At 27.3% G+C, this 18,954-nt stretch carries 16 protein-coding genes; 12 read left to right on the top strand and 4 right to left on the bottom strand.

All coding sequences use genetic code 11. The features are described 5' to 3' along the window. The first annotated feature begins 1 nt into the window (after position 1). Complete coding sequence (folE, locus tag D9T19_RS08510) at positions 2 to 574, top strand: GTP cyclohydrolase I FolE (RefSeq protein ID WP_121627812.1); 573 nt, start codon at positions 2 to 4, stop codon at positions 572 to 574. Between the two features lie 37 nt (positions 575 to 611). Here the strand turns inward: folE and mgtE are convergent, their stop codons facing one another. Both mgtE and D9T19_RS08520 read right to left on the bottom strand, forming a co-directional pair. Beyond that, positions 612 to 1,964 carry a magnesium transporter gene (gene mgtE / locus D9T19_RS08515; RefSeq protein ID WP_121627813.1) on the bottom strand — a complete coding sequence of 451 codons (1,353 nt, stop codon included), beginning with the start codon at positions 1,962 to 1,964 and terminating at the stop codon, positions 612 to 614. Between the two features lie 12 nt (positions 1,965 to 1,976). Then, positions 1,977 to 3,164: a peptidoglycan DD-metalloendopeptidase family protein gene (locus D9T19_RS08520; RefSeq protein WP_121627814.1), complete on the bottom strand. Its 1,188-nt coding sequence runs from the start codon at positions 3,162 to 3,164 to the stop codon at positions 1,977 to 1,979. Between the two features lie 78 nt (positions 3,165 to 3,242). Between D9T19_RS08520 and D9T19_RS08525 the strand changes: the two genes are divergently transcribed. The 3 genes from D9T19_RS08525 to D9T19_RS08535 all read left to right on the top strand — a co-directional run bounded on the left by D9T19_RS08525 (position 3,243) and on the right by D9T19_RS08535 (position 7,035). Next, entirely contained in the window at positions 3,243 to 4,205 is a 963-nt protein-coding gene (locus D9T19_RS08525; RefSeq protein WP_228197994.1) for a L,D-transpeptidase family protein, read from the top strand. 65 nt (positions 4,206 to 4,270) lie between these two features. Then, positions 4,271 to 6,484, top strand: coding sequence for a phosphoribosylformylglycinamidine synthase subunit PurL (purL, locus tag D9T19_RS08530; RefSeq protein WP_121627816.1), 2,214 nt, complete (start codon positions 4,271 to 4,273; stop codon positions 6,482 to 6,484). A gap of 137 nt (positions 6,485 to 6,621) precedes the next feature. Next, the gene (locus D9T19_RS08535; protein ID WP_121627817.1) at positions 6,622 to 7,035 is read left to right on the top strand and encodes an RrF2 family transcriptional regulator; all 414 of its coding nucleotides are present in this window, start codon (positions 6,622 to 6,624) and stop codon (positions 7,033 to 7,035) included. On the opposite strand, the gene amt is transcribed toward D9T19_RS08535, so the two are convergent. After that, a complete protein-coding gene (amt, locus tag D9T19_RS08540) occupies positions 7,025 to 8,848 on the bottom strand; it encodes an ammonium transporter (RefSeq protein WP_121627818.1) in 1,824 nt (607 codons plus the stop codon). The two genes, D9T19_RS08535 and amt, sit on opposite strands and share 11 nt — an antisense overlap. A gap of 210 nt (positions 8,849 to 9,058) precedes the next feature. Here amt and purH point away from each other — a divergent pair, with 210 nt between their 5' ends. Together purH and D9T19_RS08550 are read left to right on the top strand one after the other, a co-directional pair. Further along, on the top strand, positions 9,059 to 10,591 hold the full coding sequence (purH, locus tag D9T19_RS08545) for a bifunctional phosphoribosylaminoimidazolecarboxamide formyltransferase/IMP cyclohydrolase (protein WP_121627819.1): 1,533 nt from the start codon (positions 9,059 to 9,061) through the stop codon (positions 10,589 to 10,591). A gap of 144 nt (positions 10,592 to 10,735) precedes the next feature. After that, positions 10,736 to 13,327 carry an ABC transporter substrate-binding protein gene (locus D9T19_RS08550; RefSeq protein ID WP_205588706.1) on the top strand — a complete coding sequence of 864 codons (2,592 nt, stop codon included), beginning with the start codon at positions 10,736 to 10,738 and terminating at the stop codon, positions 13,325 to 13,327. A gap of 30 nt (positions 13,328 to 13,357) precedes the next feature. Here D9T19_RS08550 and D9T19_RS08555 read toward each other — a convergent pair whose 3' ends face one another. After that, positions 13,358 to 14,386, bottom strand: coding sequence for a YeiH family protein (locus tag D9T19_RS08555; RefSeq protein WP_121627820.1), 1,029 nt, complete (start codon positions 14,384 to 14,386; stop codon positions 13,358 to 13,360). 97 nt (positions 14,387 to 14,483) lie between these two features. Between D9T19_RS08555 and D9T19_RS08560 the strand changes: the two genes are divergently transcribed. The 6 genes from D9T19_RS08560 (at position 14,484) to D9T19_RS08585 (ending at position 18,920) form a co-directional block, all read left to right on the top strand. Next, positions 14,484 to 15,374 (top strand): LysR family transcriptional regulator, encoded by an 891-nt coding sequence (locus D9T19_RS08560; protein ID WP_121627821.1) that lies wholly within the window; start codon positions 14,484 to 14,486, stop codon positions 15,372 to 15,374. Between the two features lie 44 nt (positions 15,375 to 15,418). Beyond that, positions 15,419 to 16,687 (top strand): adenosylmethionine--8-amino-7-oxononanoate transaminase, encoded by a 1,269-nt coding sequence (bioA, locus tag D9T19_RS08565; RefSeq protein ID WP_121627822.1) that lies wholly within the window; start codon positions 15,419 to 15,421, stop codon positions 16,685 to 16,687. Continuing rightward, positions 16,687 to 17,343, top strand: a complete 657-nt coding sequence (locus tag D9T19_RS08570) for an NUDIX hydrolase (protein ID WP_121627823.1) — start codon at positions 16,687 to 16,689, stop codon at positions 17,341 to 17,343. Before bioA ends, D9T19_RS08570 begins: the two co-directional genes overlap by 1 nt. A gap of 78 nt (positions 17,344 to 17,421) precedes the next feature. Beyond that, entirely contained in the window at positions 17,422 to 17,853 is a 432-nt protein-coding gene (locus D9T19_RS08575; protein ID WP_121627824.1) for an HvfX family Cu-binding RiPP maturation protein, read from the top strand. A gap of 84 nt (positions 17,854 to 17,937) precedes the next feature. Further along, complete coding sequence (locus D9T19_RS08580; RefSeq protein WP_121627825.1) at positions 17,938 to 18,552, top strand: fumarylacetoacetate hydrolase family protein; 615 nt, start codon at positions 17,938 to 17,940, stop codon at positions 18,550 to 18,552. An 11-nt stretch (positions 18,553 to 18,563) separates the two neighbouring features. Beyond that, on the top strand, positions 18,564 to 18,920 hold the full coding sequence (locus D9T19_RS08585; protein ID WP_121627826.1) for a methionine-R-sulfoxide reductase: 357 nt from the start codon (positions 18,564 to 18,566) through the stop codon (positions 18,918 to 18,920). The last annotated feature ends 34 nt before the right edge of the window (positions 18,921 to 18,954 follow it).

Here is an 18,954-nt window from a genome sequence, read left to right on the forward strand (position 1 = left end):
TATGGATAAAAATGTAGAGTTCGAAAATTCTATTAAAAAAATACTAGAGCATTTAGGTGAAGATCCAAATAGAGAAGGTTTATTAGATACTCCAAGTAGGGTGAGGAAATCACTTGAGTTTTTATGTAGTGGTTATAAAGAAGACCCAAAAGAAATTCTTCAAAAAGCACTTTTCACTTCTACAAATGATGAAATGGTTGTAATAAAAGATATAGAATTTTATTCTCAATGTGAACATCATATGCTTCCAATTATTGGAAAAGTACATGTTGCATATATTCCAAATGGAAAAGTTGTTGGACTTTCTAAAATTCCACGAGTTATTGATGTATTTGCACGTCGTCTTCAAATACAAGAGCAATTAACTGAGCAAATTTGTGATGCTTTAAATGAACATTTACAACCAAAAGGTGTTGCTGTTATGATTGATGCAAGACATATGTGCATGGAAATGAGAGGTGTTCAAAAGATTCGTTCTACTACTGTTACTTCAGCATTAAGAGGATTATTTAAATCTAATAAGAAAACAAAAGATGAATTTTTATCTATTGTTTCTTCTTCTTTAAGAAAATAAGTATTTATATATTATAGTAGAGAGTTTTAACTCACTACTATAATAAAATCACTTTTGCTAACATCAAAAATGAGAAAAACCCAACTATATCAGTTACTGTTGTAAGTAAAACAGTACTTCCTACAGCTGGGTCTATATCAAACTTTTTAAGTACTAATGGAATTGATGCTCCAAAGAATCCTGCTGAGAATAAGTTTAAAATCATTGATATCCCAATTACTAAACCTAAGAGTTTTTCATCGAACCAAATCCATGCAATTATTCCCATTAAAATTGCAAATAATAATCCATTAAATAAAGAAACAATTACTTCTTTTTTAACTGCATCTTTTGCATTATCAAGTTCAATATCACCTAAGGCTAATTGTCTAACCATAACAGCTAGTGTTTGAGTCCCTGCATTTCCACCCATTGATGCAACTATTGGCATTAAAATAGCAAGAGCAACATATGATTGAATTGTTTCATCAAAAATTCCAATTACTAAGGAAGCTAAAATAGCAGTACATAGATTTAAACAAAGCCACATAGCTCTTTTTTTTGCAGTTGAAAAAAGATTATCATCATTTTCAAAATCGTGATCAACACCTGCTAATTGGTACATTTGCTCTGTTGCATTATCTTCAATTACATCTAATATATCATCAGATGTAATTCTTCCCATTAGCATTCCTTGATATCCTGTAACTGCAACAACATTTAAATCATATTTTTCAAATATTTTTGCAACATTATCAATATCATCTTTATCTTGTACATCAAATGCTTTAAATTTATTTTCATCATATTCACTTAAAACTTCTTCATAAGTTTTTTTAAAATCAATAATGATTAAATCTTCTAATAATATTGATGCAATTAATTTTTTATCATCATTTACAATATATACTTGGTGAATATTTTCTAATTCATCTGATGCTTTACCTTGCGTTAATCGATCAAGTGATTCTTTAATAGTTTCTTTTAAGTTTGCTGAGAAAAGCTCGGTTTGCATATATGAACCAGCTTGATCTTCTTCATATGTTTTAAGCCAATGAATCTCTTTTTGATCTTCAACTTCAAGACCATCAAAAACTTCTTTAGCTTTTTTTTCATTATGTTCTTCGAGTTCTTGAATAATATCTGTTTGGTCATCAGATTCTAGTTCGTCAAGGGCATCTGTTAATTGTTCACTTGAAAGTTCAGCATAGGCATCATCTCTTAAATTATCAGGTAATTCAAGTAGTACTTCTCCTAATATTTCATCAGGAAGTTTTTTAAGAACAAAGAAAAAGTCATCTTCACTGTCTTTTTCAATTTTTTTAAGACTATTAGCTATATCACTTGGATGTAGAGCCTCAAGTTCTTCTAAAAGTTTATTAGGGTCTTTTATTATTACATCTTGAGGCATGGACTTTTATCCTTATATTTTTTTTAGGTCACTTTTATATGCTATTCTATCTAATTTTATTACTTTTGTTTTATTTCCATTTGTTATTTCATCTTCAAATTGATTAATTATTTTCTTTGCATTTGCAATAAAAGTTACTTTTCTTTGTCCTTTTAGTCCATTAGTTTTAGGTCTTTTTATTACTTTCATAGGATCTATTGCATTTCCATTTTTATAAAGTCCTAAGTGTAAATGAGGTCCAGAACTAAGACCTGTAGTCCCAACATATCCTATATGTTGACCTTTTTTTACTTTTTGACCTCTTCTTAAGCCTTTTTTGAAACCATTTTGATGTGCGTATAATGTCTTATATCCATTATGATGATTGATAATTATAGTATTACCATATCCACCTTTACGACCTTTAAATTCAACTGTACCATTTGCTGCTGCATAGATTTTTCTACCTCTTGGTGCTGCAAAATCAGTACCTAAATGAGCTCTATATCTTTTTAATACAGGATGCCATCTTTTTCTTGTAAATTTACTTGAAATTCTTTTATAAGTTAAAGGAATTCTAAAAAAATATGTTTTTGTGAAACCTTTTGCTTTTTCATTATAATATTTGTCATCTTTTTTATTTTTGATTCTATAATACTTCTTCCCTCTAACTTCAACCATTGCTGCATCTATTTCAGGTAATCCAAGACGTCTACCTAGAAGACTTTTTTTAGTATATTTCAAGGCAATAAAATCACCTTTTCTCATCTTTCTAAAATCGACTGAGCCTTTAAATAAAGATTGTAATTGTATTGCTAAGGTTACATCTCCTGTTGCTTTTTTTATATCATATGATACAGATTTAGTTATTGGAATGGCTATTGATTCTGTATATTCTTTGTAATTAATAGGTAGAGTTTGGAATTTGTATTTTCCATTACTTTGTTGATAAATATGAATTTGTATATCTTCTGATACTGGAATTAATACTTGATTAAAAGTTCCATCATCTTCGGTATAAAGATAAAATCTTCTATTTGCAACAATCTCTGAACATAACTCTTTATCTTCTTTCTCAAGGTCAAAATATAGTTTTTGAGGAATAGAATATTTCTCTAAAAATGTAAGAAAGCTTTCGCCTTTGGGCCACGATAGTTCTTTTACTTCTGCAGAATGCAAAAAGCTTAAGAAAATAATAATACTTAGGATGATTTTTTTCACTGGTAATTCACTTTTTATTTAGAAATTAGTACAAGTATTATACAATTGCACAACTTAAAAAAGAATATGGAGAAGCAATTGAATAAAATCATAATTTTATTATGTATGGTTATAAATATTTTTGCAACTGATTTAGTAGATTTATATAGATTAAAAGGTCTTAATGCAGTTGAAGAAAAACTTGAAAACAGCTTAAGAGATAAAGAATATTGGGATTCCTATTTAAAAAATAAAGATGTAGAATTAGGTTACTATGAAACTAAAAAATACATTATATTAACACATAAAGAAGAGTCAGAACTAGAACTATACAAAATTGATAATAACAGACTAAATCTTATAACAAGAAATAGTGTTATTGTTGGTGAAAAAGAGGGTGATAAATATTTAGAAGGTGATAAAAGAACTCCTGAAGGAGTATATGACTTAATTAGTAAAAAAACAAAATTAGATCAATTTTATGGTCCTTTTGCACTAGTAACTTCTTATCCTAATACTTTTGATAAATCATTAAATAAAAAAGGATATGGTATTTGGATTCACGGAATGCCATTAGAAAATGTAGAAAGAGAAAAATATACAAAAGGATGTATTGCTTTAGATAATCATGAACTTGAGAAACTTGATAAAAATATTGATTTAAAAAATGCAATTTTATTAACAAGTGATAGAGAATTTAAAAAAGCAAAAAGAGAAGAAATATCTTTAGTTTTATCATCTATTTATAAATGGAAAGATTCTTGGAAGAAATCGGATATTAAAAGATATCTAAAATATTATTCTCCAGAGTTTAAAAAAGATGATGGAAGTGATTTTAAAATATTTTCTGAGTATAAACATAGAGTATTCTCAAAAAAAGAAAGAAAAAAAATCAAGTTTTCAAATATTAATATAACTCCATATCCAAATTCATTAAATAAAAGAATGTTTAAAATAATAATGGATGAAAGATATGTAAGTCCATCAGTTAATTTTAAAGGTAAAAAAGAACTCTTTTTAGAAATTGTAAATAATGAAATTAAAATTTTAGCCGAAGGTTAAAAGAAAACTTAACTCTTTTTTAGATATAATCGCCTTAACTATAATAACCATATTTAAGGCTAAAGATGCAAAAAAAAGACATGAACCTAGAAGAGTTAGCACTTGCTCACTCTTTAACACTTGAAGAATTAGATAATATTAAAGAAATTTTAGGAAGAGAACCAAACTATGTAGAAATTGGTATCTTCTCTGCTATGTGGTCTGAACATTGTTCATACAAATCAAGTAAAAAATACTTAAATGGTTTTCCTACAAAAGCTCCATGGGTAATCCAAGGTCCAGGTGAAAACGCTGGTGTTATTGACATTGGTGATGGATATGCTGCTGTATTTAAAATGGAATCTCATAATCACCCTTCATTTATTGAACCTTATCAAGGTGCAGCAACTGGTGTTGGTGGAATTTTAAGAGATGTATTTACAATGGGTGCAAGACCAATTGCAAATATGAATTCAATTAGATTTGCAGGTATTGAAGGCGATAGCGAAATTGCACAAAAACATAGATTCCTTTTACGTGGTGTAGTAGCTGGTATTGGTGGATATGGTAACTGTATGGGAGTTCCTACTATTGGTGGAGAAACTACATTTGAAGAATGTTATGCTGGTAATAACCTTGTAAATGCATTTACTATTGGTTTAGCAAAAGCTGATGAAATTTTCTTAGGACTTGCAGAAGGTCTTGGAAATCCTGTAATGTATGTTGGTTCTAAAACAGGTAGAGATGGTTTAGGTGGTGCAGTAATGTCATCAGCTGCATTTACAGAAGATAATGAAGCAAAAAGACCAACTGTTCAAGTTGGAGATCCTTTCACTGAAAAATTACTTTTAGAAGCTTGTTTAGAATTATTTAAAGCTGATTTAATTATTGGTATTCAGGATATGGGTGCTGCGGGACTTACATCTTCTGCATTTGAAATGGCAGGACGAAGTGATTCTGGAATGATTATGCATTTAGATAAAGTTCCAGCACGTGAAGAAGGAATGACTCCTTATGATTTCATGCTTTCAGAATCTCAAGAAAGAATGCTTATTTGTGCAAAAAAAGGTAGTGAACAAGCTATTATTGATATTTTTGAAAAATGGGAATTAGATGTTGCAGTAATTGGTGAAGTTACAGCTACTGGAAATATGGAATTATTCTGGCATGGTGAAAAATGTGCGGAAGTTCCTGTTCAACCAGTATCAGAACAAGCTCCTATTTTAGATAGACCAATTAGTAAACCAGCTTATTTAGATGGTTTAGATCAAATTAAACTTGATAGAGAAATTTCAAATCAAGTTGCATTTGATGATTTATTTTCTGATATGGAAGTAGTTGATAAATCTTGGGTTTATTCTCAATATGATTCAATGGTACAAACAAATACTATTAAAGGACCTGGTTCGCTAGATGGTTCATCTATTAGAATTAAAGAAACAGGAAAAGCATTAGCAATGAGTGCTGATTGTAATACAAGACTTTGTTATATCGATCCAGAATTAGGAGCAGCAGCTGCTGTTATGGAATCAGGAAGAAATGTAGCAATGAGTGGTGCTGTTCCAAAAGCAATCACTGATTGTCTTAACTTTGGTAATCCAGAAAATCCAGAAGTAATGTGGCAATTTGCAAACTCTTGTGAGGGTATTAAAACTGCTTGTAAAGAATTAAATACTCCTGTAATTGGTGGAAATGTTTCACTTTATAATGAAACAAATGGTGTGGGTGTTTTCCCAACTCCTTCAATTGCAATGGTTGGTGTTAATGAAGATGCAAATAAAGTTTTACCTTCTTGTATTCAAGAAGAAGGAAATATTTTATATATTTTAGGAGATACTAAAAGTGAATTTGGTGGATCTTTATATATGAAAAAAATGTATTCAGTAGTAGCTGGTTCTCATCCTGAGGTTAACTATGAGAATGAGTTAAAATTATGGGATACAGTAATTGAAGCAAATAAAGCTTCATTATTAGAATCTGCAAAAGATGTTAATGTTGGTGGAATTGCAATTGCATTAGCAAAAATGGCAGTTGTTGGTAAACATGGAGTTGAAGCTAGTATTTCATTAAATGATTCAAAAGATATTTTCTCTGAAACATTAAGTAGAGCAATTGTTGAAGTTAAACCAGAAAATTGTGAAGCATTTGAAAAACTTGCTAATAGTAAAAATATTTCTTGTTCTAAATTAGGTTTAGTTCAAGGTGATAAAATTTCTATTAATGATGTATATAAAGAATTAGATGTTGCATCTGATATTTATTTTAATAAATTCCAAAGAGTTATTGAACAAGATTTATAAAAAACAAAAGAGCATAAGCTCTTTTGTTTTTTTATAATTAAAGTTTCTAAAATCATAATCTTCATTACTTACATAATCCAATAATTATAGCTACAACTATTTCTTCAAAAAAATAAAGTGAATAAAAAGGCTTAATAATGCAATTACAAAACACAACTCAATATGCAATTAGAATATTAAGTTATATAGCAAAATATGGGAATTCTAGATTGTATTCTGCAAAAGAGTTATCAGAAATATTAAATATTTCGTATAAATTTTTGACAAAAATTATGGCTAAATTAGTTAAATCGGGTTTTGTATATTCAATAAAAGGAAGAGAAGGTGGATATAAATTATCAAAACCTTCCAAAGAAATTAATGTTTATGATATCTTAGCAGCTTTTAGAGAACTTGAAGATGATACAAAATGTGTTTTGGGTATAGGTGAGTGTGATAGTAATGATAAATGTGCTTTACATGACCAATGGATTAAACCAAGAGATCTAATTCGTAAAATGTACAAAGATACTAGCTTAGATAAATTAGATGGACAGGAGTTTAAAATGTAAATACTTTATTCCTTCCATTCTCTTTTGCTTCATATAATGCATTATCCGCATTTTTAAACACTTCTTCAAATGTCTGTTCTTTTGTTTTAAAATTACTAATACCAAATGAAGCTGTAATTTTTCCTACTATAGGAAATTTTTCTTCTTGGATATCCTTTCTTATTTTTTCAGCTATATTTTCTACTATTTCTAATTGCAGAATATTGATTATTAGTATAAATTCTTCTCCTCCCCATCTTGCAAATATATCATTTTTACGAATTCTTTTAGATACGACAACTGCTAAATGTTTTAGAACTTTATCTCCAATATTATGACCATAGGTGTCATTAACTAATTTAAATTTATCAATATCAATTATAACAATAGAATATTTATAATCTAAGAGTTTAGTTTTCAAGTATTCTAATAAACCTCTTCTATTTAAAATTCCTGTTAATGAATCATTATAAGCTTTTTTTTGTAAATTTTTATTTGAACTTATAAGTACTTCATTTTTTTGTCTTAATTGACCTAATAAATGATTAAAAAATTTTGCAACAATACCAACTTCTGTATCTCTTTCAACGTAAACTTTTTTTTGTATATTACCTGTTTTCATAATAGTAATAATACTTTCAATAGTTTCAACCCATGGGAGTTTAGCATGATGCTCACTTACATTTAGTCCTATAACTTCATGTTTTTTTCTAACTCTTAATAAATTAAGTTTAAATAAAATAAAAAATAAAATTAATCCTAAAATAAAGGCAAAAGCAAAGGCTGTAATTACACCTATCATTTGCACATAAATAAATTCCAATCTAGTTAATTCTTCTGGAACTTTTGCAAATATACCAACTGCAATCGTTCCCCAAACACCTGCTATTCCATGTATACTAACTACACTTAGTGGATCATCAATTTTAAGTTTTTTGCTAATAAATTGATCAGAATAATACATAAAAATTGCAGATGAAAATCCTACAATTGCAGATTGTACTAATGTAAATTCAAAACATCCAGCTGTTATTCCTACAAGACCAGATAATATACCAAAACTAAACACTTCAACTGCAACTTTTTCTTTGTAAAAGAGTGTAATTATCCAAGAAGCAAAACCACCAAAAACTCCAGATATTAAAGTATTTAATAAAATCGAAGTAGTATTAAAATCAAATTTGAATAAACTTCCTGCATTAAAACCAAACCATGAAAAAAATAATATAAAAACACCAAATACAATAAAATTGTGATTACTAGGTGCAAAATGTTTGACTTTCCCATTTTTGAATTTTCCTAGTCTTGGACCTAATATTATAGTTCCAGCTAGTCCAACCCAAGCACCAACAGAATGAACTACTGTCGAACCTGCAAAATCTATAAATCCCATTTGAGCTAACCAACCGTTCTCATTCCATGCCCAATGACCATATAAAGGATAGATAATAGCACTAACAATTATAGAAACAATAATATAGCCATTAAATTTAATTCTCTCTGCAACTGCACCTGAGACTATTGTAATAGCAGTTGCTGCAAACATAGCTTGAAAGAAAAAAAGTGCATTTTCTTCTAAATCTTTGCCATTTATTAAATAACTAGTTGTACCAAATAATCCAAAATTATCAGCTCCAAACATTATTCCAAAGCCAATTATCCAAAAAAAGATAATTCCAAAAACTGTATCAATTAGATTTTTCATAGCTACATTTATTGTATTTTTTGTTCGTACAGTTCCTGTTTCAATTAATGCAAATCCTAATTGCATTAAAAAAACTAGAAAAGAACTAATTAAAATCCATAATAAATCAATATTTGTTAATGTATACATTTATTAACTCCATAGTGTTAAATATAGTTATTTTATCAAAATACATAAGGATATTTACTCTTTTTCTAGTTATTATATAGTCAATTATTTTTTTAAAATTAATATACATAAATTATAATATTTTATTGTAAAAGCAAGTACTAACTAATAATTTTATATAATCGCATAAACAAAGACAAGTATTTTAATATATCAAAGGGATAGGTGTACATGAGAGCATTAATTAGTGTAAGTGATAAAAGTGGTGTAGAAAACTTTGCAAAAGAGTTAGTATCATTAGGTTATGAAATTATATCAACAGGCGGAACATATAAAAAACTTCAAAGTGCTGGAGTGGAAGTAATTGAAGCAAATGAAGTTACAAAATTTCCTGAATGTTTTGAAGGTAGAGTTAAAACTTTAAACCCATATATTCATGGTGGAATTTTACACAGACGTGATAAACAATCACACTTAGATGAAGCTAAAGAATTAGGTGTTGAAGGCATTGATTTAGTATGTGTAAATCTTTATCCTTTTAAAGCAACTATTGAAAAAACGAATGATTTTGAAGAAATTATTGAAAATATTGATATTGGTGGACCTGCTATGGTTAGATCTGCTGCAAAAAATCATGATTCTGTAATTATTGTAACTGATGTTGTTGATTATGACTTAGTTTTAAATAATCTTAAAAATGATACAAATACACCTGAATTTAGACGTGATTTAATGATTAAAGCTTATGAGCATACAGCTGCTTATGATTCTATGATTGCTAACTATATGAATAAAAGATTCAATAATGGTATGGGTGCTAAACAATTTATTGTTGGTTCTAAAGTATTTGATACAAGATATGGTGAAAACCCACATCAAAAAGGTGCTTTATACGAATTTGATAATCACTTATCAAATAAATTTATTACATTAAAAGGTGAAGCAAGTTTCAACAATATGGGTGATATTAGTGGAGCTGCTAAAATCGCATCTGCATTTGGTGATGATAATGCTGTTTGTATTGTTAAACATGGTAATCCTTGTGGTTTTGCTATTAAAGATACTTTATTTGAATCATACACTAGTGCATTAAGATGTGATCCAATTTCTGCTTTTGGTGGAGTTGTTGCGGTTAATGGTGTAATTGATTTAGAACTAGCTGTTAAAATGAATGAAATTTTCTTAGAAGTTGTATTTGCTGCTGATTTTACTCCTGAAGCGGAAGTTGAATTAAATAAAAAGAAAAGAATCAAATTATTTAAACAAGGTACTAAAAAACTTGAATTATCAAATGATGCATTTAACTTTAAAATGCTTGATGGTGGATTTGTATATCAAGATGCTGATAAAGTTGAAGATGATGAAGTTGCAAACAGCGAATTAAAATCAACAAGAACAGCTACAGCACAAGAAGTAAAAGATATGGAAATAGCTTATAAAGTTGCATCTTTAACAAAATCTAACTGTGTTGTATATGTAAAAGATTCAGCAATGGTAGCTGTTGGAATGGGTATGACTTCAAGAGTTGATGCGGCAAAAGCAGCATTAAGAAAAGCAGAAGATTTAGGTATTGATGTATCTGGTTCTGTTTTAGCTTCTGAAGCATTCTTCCCATTTAGAGATAGTATCGATGCTGCTCAAGAAGCAGGTGTTAAATGTGTGATTGAACCAGGTGGTTCTATTAGAGATGATGAAATTATTGATGCTGCTAATGAATTTGGTATGGCTTTATACTTCTCAGGGAAAAGACACTTTTTACATTAATAAATATAAAAAAGGCATCTTTATTATTTAAGATGTCTTTTTAACTTCAAAATTACTTTAATTAATTAAATAAATGGTAAAGTCTATATATTTAATCATGTTTTATTAAACATGATATATATGATTTTATAAAAAGGTATTTATTTGTTTTTAAAGTCTTCATTTTTAATTTTACTCCTTACATGTTCTTCGTTATTTTCTAAAGAATTAAAATCTGTAACTATACAATTATCCTGGTTTAATCAATTTCAATTTGCAGGTTATTATATGGCAAAAGAAAAAGGATTTTATAAAGACGCAGGACTTGATGTAACAATTAAACCTTTTGTATTTGGTATTAATATTCCAAAAGAAGTAAGTCTAGGTAATATAGATTTTGCTGTAGGACGAGAAACATTACTTCTAGAAAGTAAACAAGAACAAAAAATTGTTGCTCTTTATGCTCTCTTTCAAGCGACACCACTAATATTATTAAGTACAAAAGAATCTAATATTAATAAAATAGAAGATTTTGTTGGTAAAAGAATAATGACAACAATTGATGATGGAAGTGAAGTCTCTTTAAAATCGATGATAAGTTCTCATAATATAAAAATTGATGATTTAAATTTTATAAAACATACTCATAATATAGAAGATTTAATTAATAAACATACTGATGTTATATCAGGCTATTTATCCAAATCACCATTTGAATTAGAAAAAAGAGGTATTAAATATAATATATTTGATCCTAAAAAATATGGTTTTGATATGTATAGTGATTTTTTATATACAAGTGAAAAATTAATTAATGAAGATATTTCAACTGTTGATGCATTTAAAGAAGCGTCATTAAAAGGTTGGGAGTATGCTTATTCAAATATATCCCAAAGTGCTGATGTAATTATTGATAAATATAATACTTTAAAATTAAGTAAAGAAGCTTTAATTTTTGAAGCTAATGAGTTAAAAAAACTATCTTATTTTAAAACAAGTAAACTAGGGGATATTAAAAAAGAAAAAATACAAAGAATCTATGATTTATATAATGTTTTAGGCTTAACTACGGATGATATATCTATTGATGATTTTGTTTATTATGATAAAAAAATAGAAAATTTGAAGTTTACAGAAAGTGAAAAAGAGTATTTATCAAATAAAAAACAAATAAAGATTTGTACTGTTACTAATATGATGCCTTATACTGATTTCAAAAATGGGAAATTAATTGGTATCACTTCTGATTATATTAATTTGATTGAAGATAAACTAGGTATACCAATATTTCCTGTAAAAACTGAATCTTTTAGTCAAAGTTTGGAATATATTAAAACAAAAAAATGTGATTTTATTCCAGGTATAGCAAAATCAGAAGAAAGAGAGAAAGTTCTTGATTTCACACAAGGTTATACAGATATACCTTATGTATTAATTACTAAAAAATCTATTCCTTTTATTTCTGATGTTAAAAATATACATAATAAAAAAATTGCAGTGATAAAAGATTTTTCTATTTTTGATATTGTAAAAAATAAATATAAGAATATAAACTTAATTGGAGTTTCAAATTTACAAGAGGGTTTACAAAAAGTGCAGAATAAAGAGGTATTCGCATATATTGGAACAAATGCAACTATATGGTACAAATTACAAACTGAATTGATAGATGGTTTGAAAATATCAGGAAAGCTTGATGAACGTTCTGTTCTTAGAATTGGAGTATCAAAAGATGAAAAAACTCTAAGTAAAATTTTAAATAAATTAGTTATGTATATTGATAAAGATACAAAAGAAGCTATTTTAAATAAATGGTTAAGTCTTCAATATGAAAAAGAGTTTAACTTTATGATTATTTGGGAAATAGTAGCAGTTATTTCTCTAATATTATTAGCTATTTTATATAGACAAAGACTTTTAAGTAAAATGAATAAATCTTTAAGTATAAAAGTTGATAAAAAAACAAAAGAATTAATATCTATTAATAATGAATTAGAGCTTAGAATTAAAAAAGCTGTTGATGAAAATATTAAAAAAGATAGAATCTTATCTCAGCAATCCAAAATGGCAGCTATTGGTGAGATGATGGAAAATATTGCTCATCAATGGAGACAGCCTTTATCGTTGATAACTACAGCTTCAAGTGGTTTAAAAATTAAAAAAGAACTTGCTATTTTAGAAGACAAATTTTTATTAGAAACATTAGATACAATAATTAGTTCTGCAACTGACCTTTCAACTACTATTGATGATTTCAGAGACTTTTTTAAACCTACTAGAGATAAAGAGGAATTTTCAATATTTGAGTGTTGCAATAAAACATTAGATTTATTAGATTCTAAATTAAAATATAAAAATATAAAAATAATAAAAAATATTGAAAATATAAATATTGTAGCTTTTGAGAATGAATTAATTCAAGTTATAATGAGTATTCTTAATAATTCTAAGGATGCTTTTGGTAATAAAGAAAATTATTTAAGAATTATTTTTCTAGATATAAGCAAAGATAAGGATAAAGTACTTATAAAAATAAAAGATAATGCAGGTGGAATTAAAGAGGAATTATTGCAAAAGGTTTATGAACCTTATTTTACTACTAAACATAGATCTCAAGGGATAGGAATTGCATTATATATGTGTGAAGAGATTATTACAAAACATATGAATGGAAAAATAGAATCATTAAATAGAAAATATATATATGAAGATATAGAATATAAAGGTTTAGAAACTATAATCACCTTACCTAGGTAAAGTAATTATAGTTTTGAAAATAATTTAATACTATGCCATCGCATTCATAATAAACTCTAAGCCATTTACTCCACCAAATATTAACCAAATAAATAAAATAAATGCTAAGTAAAATGGTTTAGCTCCTACTTCTTTAAATTTTGAAATATGTGTTTGTAAACCTAAAGCAAACATTGCCATTGTTAATAAGAAAGTATCAAAATCATTGATTACTTCAATATATTTTCCAGATATAAATCCAAAAGAATTAAAGCAAATTACTACACAAAAGATTACAGCAAACCAAGGTATTACAATTTTTCTTTTTACAGCTTTTCCACCTTCTTTTGAATCATTTTTCATCCAAAAGAAACTTAAAACAATTAAAAATGGTGCAAGTAAAATAACTCTTATCATTTTCTCAATTACAGCACTATTTGCTACATCTGTATTTACTGCATTTCCTGCTGCAACTACGTGAGCTACTTCATGTAAAGTTCCACCTATATAAATACCAAATGTATTTAAATCAAGATTGAAAACATTATATTCATATAAAAGCGGATATAAAACCATTGCAATACTTCCAAAAATAACTACAGTCGAAACAGCAACTGCACTTTTATAAGCAGGTGTTTTTATAACAGATTCTGTTGCTAATACAGCAGCGGCTCCACAAATTGAGCTTCCTACACTCGTTAAAATTGTGATTTCTTTATCCATTTTTAGAAATTTTGTACCTATTATATAACCTATGATAAAGGTACTTGATACAATAAAAATAGCAAATATTAAACCTTCTAATCCTACTTCTGTTAAGTTTTGTAAAGTTAATCTAAATCCATATAAAATAATACCAAATCTCAAAACGTACTTCGTACTAAAATTAATAGAATCATTTAAATATTCTTTAAAACTATGTTTAAAAAGATGTGATAAAACTGTACCTAATACAATAGCAATAATTAATGGACTAATATGTATTTGTTTTATTACTTCAATTTGTGTACTTAATACTGAAATTTCAGTAAAAATTCCTAAAATTATTAAACCATAGATTAAGTTATTCTTTATTTTCATTGTTTCCCTTTATTTTTTGTAAGTATATGCTTTTAAATTTAATTAGTAAAATATATTAAATATAATATAATCATTAATATTTTTAATAAGGAAAAATATGACATTCAAAGAATTAAACTTTTTTTATCACCTTTGTGAGAAACCACAAGTAACAAATTTAGCAAAAGAATTAAATATAAGCCAATCAGCAATTTCTTTAGCAATAAAATCATTAGAAGAAAAACTAAATGAAACGCTATTTGATAGAATTGGTAAAAAACTTATTTTAAATGAAAGAGGGCGATATTTTAAAGAGCAAACTTATGAACATTATTTAGCTCTAAAAGATGCTCAAACAATTTTCCAAAAAAATAAATTAGCAGGAACATTAAAAATATGTGCAAGTAAAACAATTTCAAATTATATTATGCCAGATATATATTATGATTTTTTGACATTACATCCTGAAGTTTCTTTTGAAATTGATTCGTTTAATTCAACACGTATTATAAATGAAGTAGTAGAAGGAAATATTGATATTGGACTAATTGAAACCAATCTAAGTCATTCTAATATCATAAAAAAACACTTATGTGATGATGAATTAATAATTGTAACATCAGATGAAAAATATCCTAAAAATAAATATGTTGATACAATAGATAAAAAATGGATTTTAAGAGAATCAGGTTCAGGAACAAAAGAGATATTTATAGATTGTTTAGGTGCAAAAGCTTTGGATTTAAATATTTTCATGCAACTTAATAGCTTTGAAGAGATAAAAAAAATTGTCCTAGATAATACTGATACAATAACTGCAATATCAAGAGTTGTCGTAAATAAAGAATTAAAAGAAAAAGAACTTTTTGAAATAAAACTTATTAATATTTCATTTAAAAGAGAATTTTCATTAATCTATAATAAAGCTAAAACACCAAATCTTTTATTTTTAGATTTTGTTACTTTTATTGAGCATAGAATTTCTTCTAATTATAAGGATATGAATTAACTTTTGCTATAATATTTAGATAATTTTAGAAGATAGGACAATATTTGAATTGGTTAGAAATAGATAAAAAACACGTTTGGCATCCATATAATTCGCTTCCTTCAAGGAATGAACTTCTTCCTGTAAAATCTACTAATAAAACTAGTATTTTTTTACAAACAGGTGAAGAATTAATTGATGGTATGAGCTCGTGGTGGAGTGCTATCCATGGATATAATAACCCAAGATTAAATGAGGCTTTAAAATCACAAATAGATATTATGCCACATATTATGTTTGGTGGAATTGCACATGAAAAAGCATCAATACTTTGTGAAAAACTAGCAAAACTTACAGGACTAAATAGTGTGTTTTTATGTGATAGTGGTTCTGTATCTGTTGAGGTTGCTTTAAAAACTACAATTCAATATCAAGAAGCAAAGGGACTTAAAAAATATAAGTTTATAGCACTAAAAAATGCTTATCATGGAGATACATTAGCTGCCATGAGTGTATGTGACCCTGATAATTCAATGCATAGTATTTATGGTTCATATTTACCAAAGCATATTTTTACACAAGCACCAAAACTTGGCTTTGATGCTGATTGTTCGGAGTCTTTAAAAGCTTTGGAAGATACATTTGAAAAACATCATAACGAAGTTGCTGGTTTTATTCTAGAACCAATTGTTCAAGGTGCGGGAGGAATGAGGATTTATAATCCTGATTTCTTGAAAAAAGCTAGAGAATTGTGTACTAAATATGATATTTTATTAATTGCTGATGAAATAGCAACAGGATTTGGTCATACAGGTAAAATGTTTGCTTGTGAATGGGCAGATATTAAACCTGATATTATGACAGTTGGAAAAGGCTTAACAGGTGGTTATATGACAATGGCTGCGATGATTACATCAAAAAAAATATCAGATACAATTAGTAATTCACAGCTTGGTATTTTAATGCATGGACCAACTTTTATGGGAAATCCATTAGCTTGTAGTGTAGCAATTGAAAGTTTAAATTTATTAGAAGAGGGTTCTTGGAAAAGAAATGTTCAAAGAATTGAAGAAATATTTACAAAAGAGTTAGAAAATGCTAAAGAATTAACTTTGGTAAAAGATATTAGAAATATAGGAGCAATTGGAGTTATTGAATTAGAAGATGACTGCTATGCCCAAGAAATACAAGACTATTGTGTTAAAAATGGTGTATGGATAAGACCTTTTGGTAAGTTAATTTATTCAATAGTTTCATATACTATAAAAGAAGAAGATTTAACAAGAATTATAAGAACTATGATTCAAGCAATCAAATCAATAAAGATAAAATAATGAAAAAAGAAAATATAAAAAAATTAGCACTTAATTTACCCAAAAGACCTGGAGTATTAGGACGAGATAGATTTTTTAATTCAGCTGTGTTAATACCACTTATTAAAATAAAAGGTGAGTATTTCTTACTTTTTCAAAAAAGAGCAGCGCATATTAGACAAGGTGGAGATATTTGTTTCCCAGGTGGTGGATTTGAAAAAGGAATTGATAAAAACTTTAAGCAAACAGCTCTTCGAGAAACCTATGAAGAGTTAGGAATAAAAGCAAAAGACATTAAAATAATTGGAAGACTTGATACTTATGTTGCACCAATTGGAGCAATTATTGAGCCTTTTGTTGCAAAAATAAAGAAAAAAGTATTAAAAAAAATGATTGTAGATAAAAATGAAGTAGAAAAAACTTTGTTAATTCCTATATCTTTTTTCAAAAATACACAAGCTACAGAATATACATTAGCCCATGAAATACATCCTTATAAAATAAATGATAAAGGTGAAAAAGAGATTTATTTTCCAGCAGATGAATTAGGTTTACCATTAATGTATAAAAAACCATGGGGAAATAAAAGGCATAAAGTTTGGGTTTACAAATATGAAGGTGAAACTATTTGGGGGATAACTTCTGTTATTATAAATGATCTGTTAGAAAAATATTAATAAAAGTTTATTTACTACACAATAAGTAAATATTGTTTTTATATAATTTGGAATATTAATTAGCATAAAGGACAGATTATGATTAACAAAATCAATAATATTTCAGAAAAAATTCTACAAAACTTTCAAAGTATATTCTTATTACTTGCAAGACTTGTAATAGCTTATGGTTTTTTTGAACCTGCATTAAATAAATGGAAAAGTATAGAAGATACTGCTGCGTGGTATGGAACTTTAGGTATTCCTTTTCCTTTATTAAATGTTTATATTTCAGCTACTGTTGAAACACTTGGAGTTGTTTTATTAGCACTTGGTCTATTAACAAGAGTTATTTCTCTACCATTAATTGGAACAATGGTTGTTGCAATTTTAACTGTACATATTGGTAATGGATTTAGTTCAGGTGATAATGGTTTTGAAATACCATTATATTTCTTATTATTCTTAGGAATCTTTGCTTCATTTGGAGCTGGTAAATTCTCACTAGATAACTTTTTTTCTAAAAAGTAATTTATTTAGCAGTTTAACTCTTAGTAATTATGACTATTTTGATAAAATGAATAGTTATAATTATGAAAAGAGGTTAAGAAAAAAATGAATAAAATATTAATAGATAATAAAGAGATATATCCTTCAAAAGTTTTTTGTATCGGTCGAAACTATACAGAACATATAGCCGAACTAAACAATGAAACACCAGATGAAATGGTTTTTTTTATAAAACCAAATTCAGCAATCTCAAATACTTTAGTTTTTCCAAAAGGAAATGAATCTTGTCATTATGAAGCAGAAATTTCTTTTGTACTAGAAAAAAATCAAATAGTAGCAGTTAGTTTTGGTTTAGATTTAACATTAAGAGAAATTCAAACGAAACTAAAAACAAAAGGTCTACCATGGGAGAGAGCAAAAGCTTTTGATGGAGCAGCTGTTTTTTCAGAGTTTAAAGCTTTTAATGGTGATATTAATAAACTATCAATACAATTATTTATAAATGGTGAGTTAAAACAAGATGGAAATGTTTCAATGATGATAAATAAACCTTCTGAAATAATAAAAGAAGCTAATACTTTTTTAAGTTTTGAAGATGGTGATATTATAATGTCAGGAACTCCAAAAGGTGTTGGAAAATTTGAAATAGGGGATAAATTCCTAGGGAAAATTTTGTATGAAGATAAAGTATTAATTCAAAAAGAATTTATAGTTTCATAAAAGGAAAAAAAATGAGTTTTAATAAATTAACAGAAGAAGAAATAAGAGTAATAGAAAACAAAGGTACAGAAATGCCTTTTACTGGAAAGTTCAACGATTTTAAAGAAGAAGGAACATTTATATGTAAAAAATGTAATACACCTTTATACAGATCAGACAGTAAATTTTCTTCAGGATGTGGATGGCCAAGTTTTGATGATAACTTAGAAAATGCAGTAAAAAGAGTACCAGATAAAGATGGAAGAAGAGTAGAAATAGTTTGTAGTAACTGTGGTGGACACCTAGGTCATGTATTTGAAGGTGAGGGCTTTACAGCTAAAAATACAAGACACTGTGTAAATTCTGTATCACTTGATTTTCAAAAGTAGAATATAAATTTAAAATATCCTAAATGTATTTGAA

This window comes from Poseidonibacter antarcticus (genome assembly GCF_003667345.1).
GTDB lineage: Bacteria > Campylobacterota > Campylobacteria > Campylobacterales > Arcobacteraceae > Poseidonibacter > Poseidonibacter antarcticus.